Below are 14552 nucleotides of genomic sequence, written 5' to 3' on the forward strand. Positions count from 1 at the left end.
TCTGCACCAGGGATTTCTAAAGCGGACCCGGCCGCACAACATTACAGGGGCACTCAATGGCACGAATAAGAAAGATCGAAATCGCCAACTTCCGTGGCATCAAGCAATTGGTGTGGTGTCCATCCCCTGGCATCAATTGTCTGATCGGCCCCGGCGATAGCGGAAAATCCACGGTGTTGGATGCGATCGATCTGTGCTTGGGCGCTAGGCGCAATGTCCAGATTTCCGACGCTGACTTCTTTGGCATGGACATCACCGCTCCAGTCAGCATCACGCTGACGCTCGGCGCGCTGGACGACAGCATGAGTTCGCTGGAAAGCTTCGGTGCGTTTCTGCGCGGTTATCACGCCGCCACGGGCATCGTCGAAGACGAGCCCTCCGCCGGCGCAGAAGTGGTTCTCTGCTTGAATCTGACCGTCGCCAGTGACCTGGAACCGTCCTGGACCCTCGTCTCTGATCGCGCATCCCAGCAAGGTCTGGTGAAGACGCTCGCATGGAAGGATCGCCTGGCCCTGGCGCCGACGCGGATCGGTGCGCTCGCTGACTACAACTTGGCTTGGCAGCGGGGCTCGGTACTGAACCGCATCTCGGAGGAACGCGCTGATGCTTCGGCAGCCCTCGTGAAGGCAGCACGGGATGCGCGTGGCGGCTTTGGCGATCAGGCTGAGCAGCAATTGGGAGAAGCGCTGGGGATCGTCGCTGCGACCGCTCAGGAACTCGGCGTCTACATTGGCGAGAAGGCGAGGGCACTGCTCGACTCGCATTCCGTGTCGTTCGGAGGCGGGGCCATCTCTCTGCACAACGAGGGTGGCATCCCGCTTCGCAGTCTTGGCGTCGGGTCCGCACGCCTGTTAGTCGCTGGTCTGCAGCGTAAGGCTGCCAGCCAAGCATCAATCGTCCTTTCGGACGAACTGGAGTACGGCCTTGAGCCGCACCGCATTGCTCGGTTTCTCGGCTCTCTCGGAGCGAAGGAACCGGCCCCGCTGCAGGCGTTTCTCACCACGCATTCGCCAGTAGCGCTCAGGGAGTTGTCGGGCGGCCAGCTCTTCGTGCTGCGCCGTAGTCTCCACGGCCATGAGGCCCGTATGGTGGGCACCGATAACGATACCCAAAGCACCATTCGTCTCTATCCTGAGGCCTTTCTGGCCGGCTCGGTGATCGTGTGCGAAGGAGCCAGCGAGATCGGACTCCTGCGTGGCCTGGATTTGCACCGAGTCGAACACGGCGGCGTGTCCCTCGCAGCACAGGGCATTGCCATGGTCGATTGTGGTGGTGGTGAGCCCGACCGCCCCTATGCTCGCGCTGCGGCCTTCCAGTCATTAGGCTACAGGGTGATGGTGGTGCGGGATGACGACAAGAAGCCCACGCCTGCCATCGAACAGGCATTTCTGCAGGCCGGTGGCGCGGTCGTCGCCTACCGCGCTGGCCGCGCCTTGGAGGACGAACTGTTTGGTAGCCTTACGCCGGCGGCTTGTCAAAAACTGATCAGCTACGCATACGAACTGCATGGCGACTTGATCCACGAACACCTACGCACAGTCTCGAACAACACTCTGACCGCTCAGGCCGTCTGGGACGAAATCGAGAACACGCGGGCGCTGTCAGTGCCAAGCCGAGCCTTGCTGGGGCAGGCGGCGCGTATCCGCAAGGCCGGTTGGTTCAAGTCCATCTCCTGGATGGAGGACGTAGCAAGGACCATCGTGGCGCCGGACTTGCCGCTATGCGATCCGGGCTTCAAAGCACTGGTGGACCAGGTGTCTGCGTGGGCGGCCCATGGACCCCGCTGAAATCGACCTGCGCGCGATTGCCCGCGGCACGGTTACGGCACCGGCCGGGTGCGGCAAGACGCAGTTGATTGCCCACGCCTTGGCCGCTCATGGAGGTCGCAAACCCATTCTCGTGCTCACGCACACGAACGCTGGCGTGGCGGCACTTCGTGGCCGGCTGGACCGTGCCGGCGTGCCGCACAGTGCTTATCGATTGAGCACCATCGACGGTTGGGCCATTCGGTTGATTGCGAGCTTTCCGGAGCGCAGCGGTCATGTCCCGGAAATCCTGCGGCTCGCCACGCCTGCGCGGGACTACCCGGCGATCCGAGAATCCGCTTGGAAGCTGTTGCAGGCGGGGCACGTCAGCGAGGTACTGAAAGCGTCCTATGTGCAAGTCATTGTTGACGAGTACCAGGACTGTTCGGTGCCTCAGCACTATCTTGTCTACTTTCTCTCGCTGCTCCTGCCGACCTGTGTGCTTGGCGATCCTATGCAGGGCATCTTCGGATTCGGTGGCAACGCCTTGGCCAACTGGGAGCAGCAAGTGTGCGCGCATTTCCCAGTCGTTGCGGAGCTGGCCACGCCGTGGCGGTGGCGCAATGCCGGTGCGGAAGCACTCGGACAATGGCTGCTAGAGGCTCGCCGCCTGCTGGTGGCTGGTCAGTCGGTAGATTTGCGCACCGGACCACCAGCACATGTGACGTGGGTTCAGACCGTCCCGCCCAACGACCACCCCCAGCGACTGGCTGCCGCGCGGACGCTGCCGCCGACCGCCGACGGGCGGGTGCTGATCATCGCGGACAGCCGTAATCGTTCGATCCAGCAGAACTTTGCAAGCCAGACGCCCGGGGCCTCGACCGTTGAGGCAGTCGATTTGCAAGACCTCATCGCCTTCGGCAACAGTTTCGATGTTGCGTCTGCGGGGGCCATGGGGCAGTTGCTGGCGCTGGCGCAAAGCGTCATGACCAACGTGGGTGTCGCAGAGCTGACACGGCGTCTGGAGTCGTTGGTCCGCGGAACCGCAAGGAATCCGCCGACTGCAGCGGAGAGCAGTGCCTTGGCGTTCCAGCGCGCCCCGTCTATCGTCGCAGCAGCAACCCTGCTGTCAGAGCTGCGTGAAATGCCGAATGTGCGCGTGCATCGGCCCGCCATTCTTTACGGCGTGCTCAAGGCGCTGCGTGGAGCCTCGGCAGGAAACGTCCCGCTTGCGGAAGCTGCCAGGCGTGTGCGCGAAGAGAACCGATTGTTGGGCCGCCCGTTGCCCAAGCGTGCGGTCGGCAGCACGCTGCTGCTCAAAGGGCTGGAGGCAGAGGTGTCGGTGGTGCTGAATACAGAGGGCATGAGCGCACAGCACTTATATGTGGCCATGACCCGCGGATCAATGAGGCTGGTCGTGTGTAGCGCCAGCCCCATATTGGGTTAAGTGAGAGGGGAAAATGGCAAGAGAGAACAAGTTTGCAAGCTCGGGCGGTGCAAAAGAGACGCCCTCTGGGAAGCTCATGGAGACCATCATCGGGGACGTGATCACGGCGAAGGCGATGACTTTTGCACAGTGGCATGCCCTCAGCGCGAACCCCTTGGTTCCGCTTGCCATTCCGGTGTCGCAAGGCGGTCAGTATCGGGTCACGCAAGCCGGCGTGGACGCAGCTTACTTGCTGTCACAGCAAAGCTGGAAATCACGGGAAGCCCTGCGCCAGACGATTGATCGGGAGGCCTTCATGAAGCTCTCGTTCCAGGCTATCGGGGACACGCTTCGCGACTGCCAATCGCGCCTTCCAACAGTACCGAACGGCCAGAATGAGCGTGACGTGCTGCTCAGTGACGATTTTTACGGGGTGCTCGCCGACGACTACCAAGCGCGCTTGCAGCAGCTGGCAGCTAGCGCGAGTCCTGACGTCGACCGGCATATCCCTTGTCATCTGTTTCATTCGGATCAGGCCGTGTCGGCATTCGCCGTGGGGCCGGTGCGATTCCTGCCGAGAGCAGAATGGCTCGGTTCTTTTGTCAAGGACTCGGAGGTTCGCGAGCTAATCCGCCAGGTCGAAGTCGGTGAACTGAACATGGAGGAGTTGACCGCTCGATCAGCTGCCGTCGAGGGTGGCCGCTGTGCGTCGCATGCGTTGGACGTTCTGCGTACGCTGCGCCATTACAGCTGGGTAGCGACCATTCGGATGGAAGGGCATGAGCATGCGCGGTCCCATTTCAAAGCGTCGGTGGTGGTGGGACTTGCGATTGACGCAATCGGACTGAGGTTCCAAGTCGAGGATGCGCGACGATTTACGAAAGCCGGCCGGCAGCATCTTTTTGCAGAGGACCGGTTTGCGACCACGCTGGACGGCCGGATTTTGCATGGGTCGAGCGTACAGATGCCTGGCCTTGGTGGTCCCCCTGGTGCGTTGGCTGCCAAGATGGCGGGCGAGCAATCCTTCCTGGATGCCGCGGGGTCCATCTTGCAGCACTACGTCGATGGACGGCGAAGCGGACATGCGCTGCATCTCGTCGAACGCTGGGCCAATGCGCTGTACTGGATCGGTGAAGCTCGTCGCGAGGCTTCCGACTTCATGGCCGTTGTGGACTACGGCTGCGCTGCCGACGGACTTTCCGGCGCTGGGGGGAGCGCCAAGGACATGACCGCCTTCGCCGAGACGGCGCTCAAGCCTGAGGGGGAGGCCGCGCCTGAGGGCACGCTCACGGTAGATGCCGCCGTCCACAAGGTCTATCGAGAAGGCCGCAACAAGCTCGCCCACGGCGAAATGTCCGGACTACTGGAAGACTTGGCAGAGCCGCGCGCAGTCGGCGAAGCGCTGCTGTCGGCGCTGTTCGATGTTGTAACGCCGGTGCTGGCTGACCTCTTGCAGAACGAGCCGAACCTTCTGACGCTTGATGAGAAGAGGGCCTATCGTCTGCTTGAAGCAAAACTGGCAGCGCGTAAAGCCAGCGCTTGACCTGATGCTCTTATGGTGGCGGGTACAAGAGCACGCATTAGCCTCTGCAAAAATTGGTGTGCTGCTACGCCAACGGTCATTCCATAGGCATCAAGGACCTCATGTACTTCACGCAAATCAGGCTTAGAAACTTTGGGCCGTTTTCCGATGCCCAATTCGATTTTGAGCCGAACGCGATAAATTGGGTCATCGGAAATAATGCATCGGGCAAGACGCAGATGGCGGGGGCGATGGTGGCCGCTATTGTTGGGAGGCCAGCATTGTCGCTGACTGCGGGCGGCGTGGGACCTTCTACGGTAGCGCTCACCTTAGGGGAGGGGGATGTCAGAGAAACGGTCAGTCTTCGCGTCACAGAGTCCTCTCGGGGCAAGCCGGAGGTGTCGAAAGCGACAGGAGCGTTAGCACTCCAGACGCTGGCGACGATGGCCGATTCCGAAGGCCAGCGTCTCATGATCGGTCATGTGCGCGAGACCGACCATGAGACTCTTGATTTCGACGAGGTGGGAGCCCTGCTTCCAAGAGAGCTTACGAACCATCCAGGATGGATAGAGCTGAAGCGGAGAGGGAACGACGCTAGCTATATCGGGTCTGGGGCTCAACGTTTGGCAGTGGAGCTAATCGCGCAGATCGTGGCGCGTCGACGTTCCCACTTTAAGCTCCCCCTTATAGTTGATGAGGTGTTCTGGCATTGGCCACAAGACGAACATCAGTTTCTGCTCCTGCTTCTTGGCGAAATTGCGCACGATTCGCAAGTGTTTTTGATTTGTCCGCATCGCGATGACGTTGAGGTGGGTCCAGGGTCCCTGCTGAAGATGTCCACGACACCGACCGGTACGTCTCTCGCAGCATTCAACTCGTGGTACGAAGCGCGAAAGCCCAACTTTCAGCGATCTCGTTGGTCAAAATGGATCAGAGGCGCGCAATATCCGACTCAGGAAAATCGGACCTGTGAGTTTAAGGAGGTTAAAGGCGGCAACGCCGTTGGCGCGATCAAGGGAGTCGTGGATCAGTACGCCGTAGCCTTCCTGAATGCTGGGCTTCCCCAAGAGGGAGCGATTTTCTGGGGCATTCGTGATACAGATCGATCCATCGTCGGTGTTGAACTTCGGCCACAGGAATGCGATGAGCTTCGGCGTATTGTCACGGAGCGGCTGCACCAGATCGTCCCGCCCATTGCCCCGACCGCCTATCGCATCGATCTTCACCCTGTGAGTGACGGCTCTATTGTGATTGACAATTTGTATGTCGTGGAAGTCCGAGTGCCGTCGGTCAGGCGTACGTTGCTTTTTGCGACGGGTGGCCAGGAGGTGTATGTCAAGACCGATGCCGGCAAGCGAAAGCTTTCTGCCTTAGAACTGCAGCAGGAACTGATTCAACGGCTAGGTGTAGATCCAGGGCTTTGAGTTAGTGCCTAAAACTTGACCACTATTGAGTTCTCACGAGATCAATTATGCCGTTCGATTATCTGGCAGCATTTCCAATCCCGGCCCACGTTATTCCGTCAAGGTTACGCGAGCTACTGGAGCCTGTAGGCTTGTCGCCAAGCCAATTCGTTGAGGTGGCCTCAAAGCAAGAATGCGATCCGCATGGGGAGCAGGCCGAGCACTTTCATTTGCTGATGGCCGTGGTTCCCGGGCTGGATGATGGCCCGATGGAAGTGCTGTCTGAAACGCGCGGTGGTGTGGTGGAATATTCTGTTCCTGTCGGCGACGAGCGAGGTTGTTCGGCCAATTTTTGTCCTTCTATATCGGGACATGACTACATTGTCGCGGCGTGGGGTGATGGCTCGTTCTACACCTTCAATCTGGCCGAAAAGGTCTGGATGACGCTTGGACTGACACCCCGCTGCGTCGGGAACGATCAACAACGTCTGGTCTACGATGACTTGGAACTTCCAGAGTTCGGGGTAGCCGAGGGCGAGGTGTCCAGTGAATACCACTGGAGCTTGAAGAGAGCGGTCAGTTGGCGCATGTCGAACGAATACCTCCGTCGCTACCTCTGGCTACGTGGGGCTCGAGGTGTGAGAGTCTTCTATTACTCTGTCCTGCTTCCAGATGTGCCGGAAATCCGCGCAATCATGGATGGAGAGCCTCATGTGTTCCGCAAGCCTACCGACGGGGTGGCTTGGTATGAACTGGACATTCGCGAACATAAGGGCCGACCTCTGCTCCAACTCTGGGCATCGGTCGAGGCGGTCATGCCAGAACTCTGTCCAGAACAAACCGCGGAGGGCATTCAGTGGCCTGGCGACACGCAGCCTATGACCCACGCGCGTGCGGACGCCCTAGTGGGACACGATCTGGTCTATCTCGACGATCGGTTTCTCCAGAAATACGAACAGAGCGTTTTTTACGACTCGGCACCAGCTTTTGTTTGGGAGCAGTGGTACTGCAGTCCGTCGTACAGAGGGCAGTGGGCCTTTACGGAGTGCCGTCGCATCGGAAGAAATTTGATCCAGGTGCCGATGCGTGAGTTGTACAAGCCAAAGCCGGATCGCGAGATCGTGCACGCTCGATCATTTGCAGTCGATCCGTCCGACTTGGCGCACGTGGACCTGGATGAAGAGCATGTGGTCGCCAAAGTGCAGCGGCTGCTCGATGTGCTTCTACGATTGGGTGACGGCCTTTCCGCACTCGGCGCAACCGTGGGGCTGAACAAGTCGGCAGTAGAACTGACTGGCTTTGATCGTGCAGAGGTGGCGGCCAATGGTTGGTTGGCCTATCCGGCGCTCAGTAGGTTGGCCCAGGTTGCACCGTTGAACATGACGCAGCAGATGTTCCTGGCTCGCTGCAAAGGATTGCACGAGGTGTGGCAGCGCGTTCCAAACGGCTACCTCAAGTCATTGTTGGAGCGAGCTGGGTGCCCGCGGGTGGCTGTCAAGGAGCTAGGAAGCCTCCGGTTGTTGCAAGCACTTCTGAACGTCATCGAAAGGCTAAATGCTCACGAGGAGGCAAGCGATGCTTTTGCCTCTGGCAGAGAACCGGAAGGTTGGAACGACCGCAATGAAGCCATGGCACCCTTGTTTTTGAACAATGATCTCAGAATCGCCGATGCGCACGAGGCCGTCGAGCAGTGCCTGACGACCTTGCAGCGGCTTGGCTTCGACACAGCAAATGTCAACGCAGGCTACGGACGGGCACTTGATTTCGTCTTGGACGGCGTCATCAATGCTTTGGGGGCAGTGGCCGCTGCGATCGAGAAGCTGATAAGGCCAGCGTAGGGGAACCGATCGAGGCCCGGAGAGGGGACAGGGCTCGCTGCCTCCTGTATTCTTATGACGTGATCGATGATGGTGTCGCTAGAGTCGTCGCCCCGCAAATCGCTCCATCTCCCGCGTCAGTAAAAGGTGGCGGCTTCTGACGGTAAAGGCGACGGTAAGGCCTCGTGTCGACCACAGCTAATCTCTTTATCCACGCGGGTTTGCGAGACCTGTTGATGATCGAGTGGGAGTGATCCTGCTTCGCTTTGCGAACGGTAAATGAAAAAGGCGCTTCGGCGCCTTTTTCATTTACGGCGTATGTCGAGTAGGACTACCCGGCCGTCAGTAGTCCAAGCTATAACTCACCGCCACAGTCCTCCCCTGAGCCCGCGGCCAAGGCGCCCGAGCATTCGCCTGCATGAACACCGAGTAATAATCCCGATTCGTCAGGTTATAAACTCCCACATCCACGCGCCCCTTGGGCAACTCCACCGAAGCCAACAGATCCAGCAACGTATACCCCACGGTCTCGCGCCCATTCTTATCCCGAGCCGCCGCAGCATACCCGCCCACGCGCACGCCCTGCAACCGCACGCTATACGTCCCAGGCGCATAACTGACATAAGCCGTGAACTTCGGCGGCGCGATCCGGGTCGCCGGCAGCGCCGTCCAGCTTCCATTCTGCTTGGTCGCACCCTTGGTATACGCATAACTGCCGCCCACCTTCCAAGCGCGAGCGACATTGACGTCCAGGCTCGCTTCGACCCCGCTCACGCGCTCCTTCTGGTTGATTAGCCGCAGCACACGATCCTTCGCGTCGTAGAACTGCGTCACATCCGAGTTGTTCCGATAGGCCGTGAGGCTGGCCTGCACGGCATCCCACGCACCGCGCCAACCGATTTCATAGCTGTCGACCTTCAACGCCTGCGAGTTCAACTGCTGGATGTCGTAGTCGCTACGCACGTCGCGCAGGAATCGCTGGATATCGGGCAGGGTGAAGCCCTGGCTGAAGTTGACGAACACGTCCTGCGCATCGCTCAGGTGGCGGACCACCCCGAGGTTGTAGAGCGTGGCGTTGTACTTGAGCTTGCCGCCCGGCAGGATGTTGCCCACGCCGGTGGCCTGGATGTCGCCATAGGCGACGCTGTCCTTGACGTTGCTGTCGATCCACTGGCGACGAACGCCCGCGCGCAGGGTCCAATCCTGCAATTCCCAGGCGGATTGCAGGAAGAGGGCGCGGGTCTGGGTGGTCATGTCGGGGCCCAGTTCAAGCGTGCGGCCAGTGGGGGTGTAGACCAGTCCCTTCACGGTGTATTGCCTGCCATCCTGGGTCAACTGCTCGCGTTCGTAGTCGCCGCCGTAGGTCAGCGTTCCCTGGATGCCGCTGAAGCTGGGTAACTGGCTTTCCATGGCAAGGCGCAGTCCGTAGACCGTCGCGCGGCTGTCCGTGGCGGTGATGCCAGCTTTCTTTCTGGGGCGATCGGGATAGAAAAGCGCCTCGTTGTGGCGCCAGTAGCTTTCGGCTTGCAGCCGTTGGCCGAAGAAGGCGCGGTCTGTGTAGTTGAGGTTGATGGCGCGATTGAGCGTCTTGGGTTGATCGTCCAGATCCAGGCCGGATACGGCGCGGGCTTCTCCAGCAACCGCCTGGAAACCGTAATCGGAACGCTGCTTATCCTGGAACTCCTGCAGCCCCAGGGTCAAGCGGCGGTCTGGGGTGAAGTCGAAGCCGAAGCGCGCCGTCAGGTCATGGTTGCGGGTGTCCATTTCGCTGCCCTGCGAGGTGTCCTGCGGGATGCGTTGGCCCAGGGCATCGAATTGCCCGCCGCGTTTGACGAAGTCTCCGGACAGGTACCAGTCGAATGCGCCCTTGCGCCCGGTGGCGCTCTGGAACAGTTCGTAGGCCATGCCGTCGCCGTGGAAGTCCTTGTCGGCGGTGATGCCGACTCGGCTGTTGAAGGCCAGGTCTTGGCCCTTGTTGCGCTTGGTGATGATGTTGATCATGCCGCCGGTGGCGCCGGCGCCATAGAGGCTGCTGGCACCGGAGACCACTTCCACGCGCTCGATGCTCTCGGGCGCGATGCTGTTGAGCTGGCGGTAGTTGTCGCGGCTGGCGTTTTGCGGCACGCCGTCGATCAGGACCAGGACGTTGCGTCCGCGCAGGCTCTGGCCGTAGTTGGTCATGGTGCCGCTGCTGGGAGCCAGGCCAGGCACCAGGGTCGCAAGGACGTCGGCGACCTTGCGGCCGGCGCCGGATTGACGCTTTATTTCTTCGGCTTCGATGACCTGCACCGAGCCAGGGATGCTGGCAATGCTGGCTTCGCCGCGTGTGGCGGTGACCGTGACGGTGGGGAGGGTGGTGGCTTCCTCGGCATGGAGCGGGCCGATACCCAGGGTCCACATCGAGGCGGAGGCGAGCAGGAGCGGGAGTCGATTGACACGGACAGGCGCAATGCCGGCGATAGGGGATTTCATGGTGGGTCCTTGATTTGCGGGGAGGATGGCGTGGCGGGTGGGTCAGGGGGAGTCGGGAGTGGCTGCTGGCAACCGGGTAGTCGGCGCAGGAAGCGCACGCTCAACGCGGCGACGACATAGAGCGGCGCGACCAGCCAAAAGCCCCAATGCAGGCTGGCCCATGACATGGCGCCGGCACCCAAGGCGAACCCAGCAAGGGCTCCGGCTTTGGCGGCGCTGTTGCCCAGGCCCAGGCCGATCGCGCGATAGGCGTTGGGGGCGGTATGTCCGATCAGGACGTAGGCAAGAGGCAGGAGCGCGCCTTGCCACAGGCCCCACAGCAGGCGTGTGGCGATGAACGTGATGGTGTCGTGAGCCAGCGCCATCAGGCAGAGCGTGAGCGCGCTGGCCCAGGAGGCGACTTCCAGGCATCGCCAGCCGCGTTGGACGGGCTGGGGTGTGCATAGGCGTGCCCACCATGGGGCGGACAGGGCCAGCGTCAAGGCGCTTGCGGCGTAGCTTGCGCCGCTGAGCCAAGCGGGCGCGTGCAGCACTTCGTTCAGATACGGCGCGAAGAATGGCTGCGGCATCATCTTTGCTGCCTGGACGAGGGTGATCACCACCAGTGGGGCCAGCAACCAGGTGTGCGAGGTGGTGCGTCTGGTGGTCCCGGTGCCCACTGGTGCAGCGGGTTCCGGCGTGTCCTTGGGCAGACTCAGGACGGGAACCACGCAGGCCAGGCAGATCAGCCCGGCGATGAGGCAGAGCCAGGCGAATCCGTAGAGGTCCATCAATAGGCCGCCGCATACGGGGCCCAGCATGGAGCCGATGGCGGTGGCCGATTGCAAGCGGGCGAGGATTTGCCCGCGATTCGCGCCGGACGAACCGGTGGTGGCGTAAGCCTGTGCCGCGGCGATGAAGCCAGCCAAGGCGCCTTGCAGCACCCGGATGCCGATCAGCAGCCAGACGTTCGCGGTAATGGCCGCGAGCCACTGGCAGACGCCAAGCGCCAGCAGTGCCCGGATCAGCATGGGGCGGTGTCCGCGACGCGTGCCCAGCGCGCTCCAGAATGGCGTGGCGATAATGGCCGTTAATGCCGGCCCGATGTAGATCAGCGCCGCCAGCCAGGACAATTGATCTTGTCGATCTGGAGGCAACAAGGCCCGCAGGCGTAGCGGCCAGAATGGGCCGCTCATTTCCATCGCGCCCATCGCAAAGGCCTGGATCAGCACCAGCCGGAAGATCTGTCGGCGGTCGAAATTCATGCATTGCCGATCCACACGCGTAGCGGGTTGTCCATTTGGCCGGTGATGTCGTTCTGGGTCTGGGCCAATCGCATGCGCAGGAAACTCTTGGCGGGCCAGGGGTTTTCGAGAAACGCGGCGCGTTCGGATTGCCAGCGTTCAGGCTCCGTCCGTGGGCGGACATGATCGAAGCGTTCGGCGACCTGCCGGGCGAGCGCGGACCAGAGCGCTTGCTCATCCAGTTCCGGCCAATGGCGCTGGCACAGCAGTGCCAGTTCGCCGAGATGGCACATGAAGCCGGCGTGCAGCAGCTTGGCGCGTACGAAGTCGGCGTCGTCAAAGAGCGTCAGCGCGGGATCGTGGATCTCCAGCGTGAGACCCTGCCGGACCAGGCTGGGACGGTGGATGCGCAGATCGCCGAAGTCGCGGATCAGCAGCCGGGAGGGTTGGCCCGCGTCATCCATGACCATGAAGCTGTTCTGTTGATGGGCTTCGAAGGCGATGCCGTAGACCAGGTAGAGGTCGAGCAGGCCGGGCAGGGCCGTGGCGACATAGTCCTGGAAGAACCGCTGTGCGGCCTGATGGTCGCTTGCGCCCTGCGCGATCGCGACCCATTGGCGTAGCAAAGGTTCGTTGTTGTGGTCTTCGACGAACAGGCTGCCGACGGGTATCGCCATCTGGCCTGAATGCAATCGACTTGTCGGATTGTCCCGATAGAGAACGCCGAGGTGGCGCGCGCGCTCGTCGTTGGCCGGTTCCAGCAAGACATGAATGCCGTGCCGCTCGGGAACGAAGTCCCAGGAGTGGGCCAGTTGCGGCTCGCGTTGCCGGATGGTCGCCAGCAAACGGCTGATGCGAGGCCCCATCCTTGCCGATCGCGGAGAGAGCGTACGTTGCACACTGGTCAGGCGCAACGCGACGGGCAGCTTCACCATTGGCATATGCCGCGGATCGGCGCCCTCAGTCCACAACGTACGGAAGGACATACCGGGACTGCCTGCGATCGCAGTGTCGTCTGGCAGGATCAACTGACCCTGTGCGATTTCGGCGGCGAATGCTTCCCGCAGGGTCGAGAGCTGAAAGGGATGCACCGGCAAGGGTAGGAAGTCTGCCGGCTCGCGTCCCAGCGCACGCAGCGCCGAATCCCAGGTACGCGCTTCGTGTGGAAAAGCCCCGCGCCACCAAGCCGGATAGGCAGGCTCCGACATCGACTCGGTATGCGCTACCCCTCGGTGTAGCGCGACAAGAGGAAGACGCACGTGCGCTTCGAATTCCGGGGCGCAGCCAATGACTTCCCGGGTGTCCATGCCGAGCTTGGCTTTGTAGCCCGGGTGCCAGGGATGGCCGAGGGTTCCCCACTGTTCCAGCAGTTGCGTGGGATTGCGGGGCGCGTCCGGTGATCGCAACCATTGCAACAGGTTGTCGGTGTGCGCGTCGCGAGTCTGCTTCAACAATCGCGCGTTCCAATTGTCATGAAACGCCAGGCACAGGCTGTCGTTGCGGAAGCTGTCGTCGAGTTCGCGTTTCAGTTGTTCGATCACCTCGACGCCGGGGATGGGGGCCAGCAAGGGAACCAATTGTTCGATCAAGTCCGAGGGAAGTTCCAGTTCGCGTGAAGGATTCGGAGAACGGTGAAGCAGCACGGGACCAGCGAGGTACCAACTGGCCATGGGCCCCGGCCGCAGGCTCCCAAAGGTGAGGTAAGCGCCCTCGTCGCCGAGCGGCAGGATGCTGCGCCCATGCGCTTGTTGGACGCGCCCAGGCGGTATCAGCTTCTCTCGCAGCAACGCTTGCATCAGACGCTGAAACGCACGTTCACGAACCCGGGGGAGTACGGCAATCAGGTCGGCCTGATGGATGCCATTACGCTGAAACGCTTCGGTCTGAAGCGCCTGCGTCCATACGGAATGCAGGCGTCCGGTGCTGCTGGAAAGCTCCATACACGGCCTCATTGAAGTGCCACGTTGCCGCAGAAGGGAGAACTGTGTAATCGGCTCGACAACGTCGGGATTTACCGTCGCGCGCCGTGTCGACGCGCTATTCGGTTGGAGCTCGATTTTTGTTGAGAATGGGAGTTATTTAAGATGCGCGTCGTCCGACTCTTGTCCCTGCTGCCTCTAAATCGGACGAAATCGGCCCGTGGTCAGCAGGTATGGCAACAGAGAGCTGGGAGCGATCAGTTGACCGCGCACGGAAGCTTGCCAACTACACTAGTGCCCACGGCAAAAATTCAATCCATGACGCTCGAGGGTGCAGGGAATGCAGGCAAAAGATGCACGTGCCAGATGGCAGGCAGAGCAGTTGCAGTTGGCCGGAAGACGTCTTCTCGATGCGGCCAAGTCGATGAAGATGGGGGCGATGCCGGAATCGCCGTTCGGACTCACCGATGAGGGCTTTGAGGACTACCGAGGGATTACGCTCGCTGAAGCGGTTCGCTACCTGAGCATCGAAAGGGTCGATCTCTCCGATGCCGTGTTCAAAGACGGGGCCAGCATCAATGAGTCCGAGGCAAAGGGATGCAAGTTTGAGCGCATGGATATGCGTAACGTGTTTGTGCGAAGGAAATTCGATTCGTGCAGCTTTGTCGGCGCGAAGCTCAATGGGGCGCGGTTGGGCGGGGAGTTCATTGGCTGTGACTTCTCGCGCTCGAATCTATCCAGGTCCTTTGCGACAGACTGCAAGTTTGTCGATTGCAAGTTTGCCGGGGCAAATCTCTCAGGCATTCACTTCATCAGTTGCGTATTCGAAGGGTGTGACTTCACGGGAGTCAAGACCCTGTCTGGATCCGTTGCCAGGAGCAGGTTCGTTGGCGGTGTTGCCCTCGCGCAGCTGCAAGGCTGTATCACGGATGGGGTCGTGATTCGTTAGGGCAATGCGCTTGCGGCGCTGGAGTTTCAAGGCTTGCGGCGCTGGAGCTTCAAGGTGCGGCCATGCCGGATAACAT

At 61.0% G+C, this 14552-nt stretch carries 9 protein-coding genes; 6 read left to right on the forward strand and 3 right to left on the reverse strand.

All coding sequences use genetic code 11. The features are described 5' to 3' along the window. The first annotated feature begins 56 nt into the window (after nucleotides 1-56). From DK459_RS05520 to DK459_RS05540, 5 genes are all read left to right on the forward strand, one after another. Entirely contained in the window at nucleotides 57-1787 is a 1731-nt protein-coding gene (locus tag DK459_RS05520; RefSeq protein ID WP_060720361.1) for an ATP-dependent endonuclease, read from the forward strand. Next, nucleotides 1774-3192, forward strand: a complete 1419-nt coding sequence (locus DK459_RS05525; protein WP_060720360.1) for a UvrD-helicase domain-containing protein — start codon at nucleotides 1774-1776, stop codon at nucleotides 3190-3192. The genes DK459_RS05520 and DK459_RS05525 overlap by 14 nt, the downstream gene beginning before the upstream one ends. Nucleotides 3193-3268: 76 nt before the next feature. Beyond that, nucleotides 3269-4714 carry a hypothetical protein gene (locus tag DK459_RS05530; RefSeq protein ID WP_060720359.1) on the forward strand — a complete coding sequence of 482 codons (1446 nt, stop codon included), beginning with the start codon at nucleotides 3269-3271 and terminating at the stop codon, nucleotides 4712-4714. A gap of 101 nt (nucleotides 4715-4815) precedes the next feature. Next, nucleotides 4816-6117, forward strand: a complete 1302-nt coding sequence (locus tag DK459_RS05535; protein WP_081089550.1) for an ATP-binding protein — start codon at nucleotides 4816-4818, stop codon at nucleotides 6115-6117. 47 nt (nucleotides 6118-6164) lie between these two features. Next, nucleotides 6165-7934 (forward strand): hypothetical protein, encoded by a 1770-nt coding sequence (locus DK459_RS05540; protein ID WP_060720358.1) that lies wholly within the window; start codon nucleotides 6165-6167, stop codon nucleotides 7932-7934. Nucleotides 7935-8255: 321 nt separating this feature from the next. Here DK459_RS05540 and DK459_RS05545 read toward each other — a convergent pair whose 3' ends face one another. From DK459_RS05545 to DK459_RS05555, 3 genes are read right to left on the reverse strand one after another with little or no spacing between them, the layout of a single operon-like run. Then, complete coding sequence (locus tag DK459_RS05545; RefSeq protein WP_070541961.1) at nucleotides 8256-10385, reverse strand: TonB-dependent receptor; 2130 nt, start codon at nucleotides 10383-10385, stop codon at nucleotides 8256-8258. Further along, a complete protein-coding gene (locus tag DK459_RS05550; RefSeq protein ID WP_070541964.1) occupies nucleotides 10382-11629 on the reverse strand; it encodes an MFS transporter in 1248 nt (415 codons plus the stop codon). The genes DK459_RS05545 and DK459_RS05550 overlap by 4 nt, the downstream gene beginning before the upstream one ends. Next, the gene (locus DK459_RS05555) at nucleotides 11626-13548 is read right to left on the reverse strand and encodes an IucA/IucC family siderophore biosynthesis protein (protein ID WP_054436557.1); all 1923 of its coding nucleotides are present in this window, start codon (nucleotides 13546-13548) and stop codon (nucleotides 11626-11628) included. The genes DK459_RS05550 and DK459_RS05555 overlap by 4 nt, the downstream gene beginning before the upstream one ends. Nucleotides 13549-13867: 319 nt before the next feature. Between DK459_RS05555 and DK459_RS05560 the strand changes: the two genes are divergently transcribed. Then, nucleotides 13868-14476 carry a pentapeptide repeat-containing protein gene (locus DK459_RS05560; RefSeq protein WP_233256765.1) on the forward strand — a complete coding sequence of 203 codons (609 nt, stop codon included), beginning with the start codon at nucleotides 13868-13870 and terminating at the stop codon, nucleotides 14474-14476. Nucleotides 14477-14552 lie beyond the last annotated feature (76 nt).

Source organism: Achromobacter sp. RW408 (assembly GCF_003184165.1).
Classification (GTDB): domain Bacteria; phylum Pseudomonadota; class Gammaproteobacteria; order Burkholderiales; family Burkholderiaceae_B; genus Achromobacter; species Achromobacter xylosoxidans.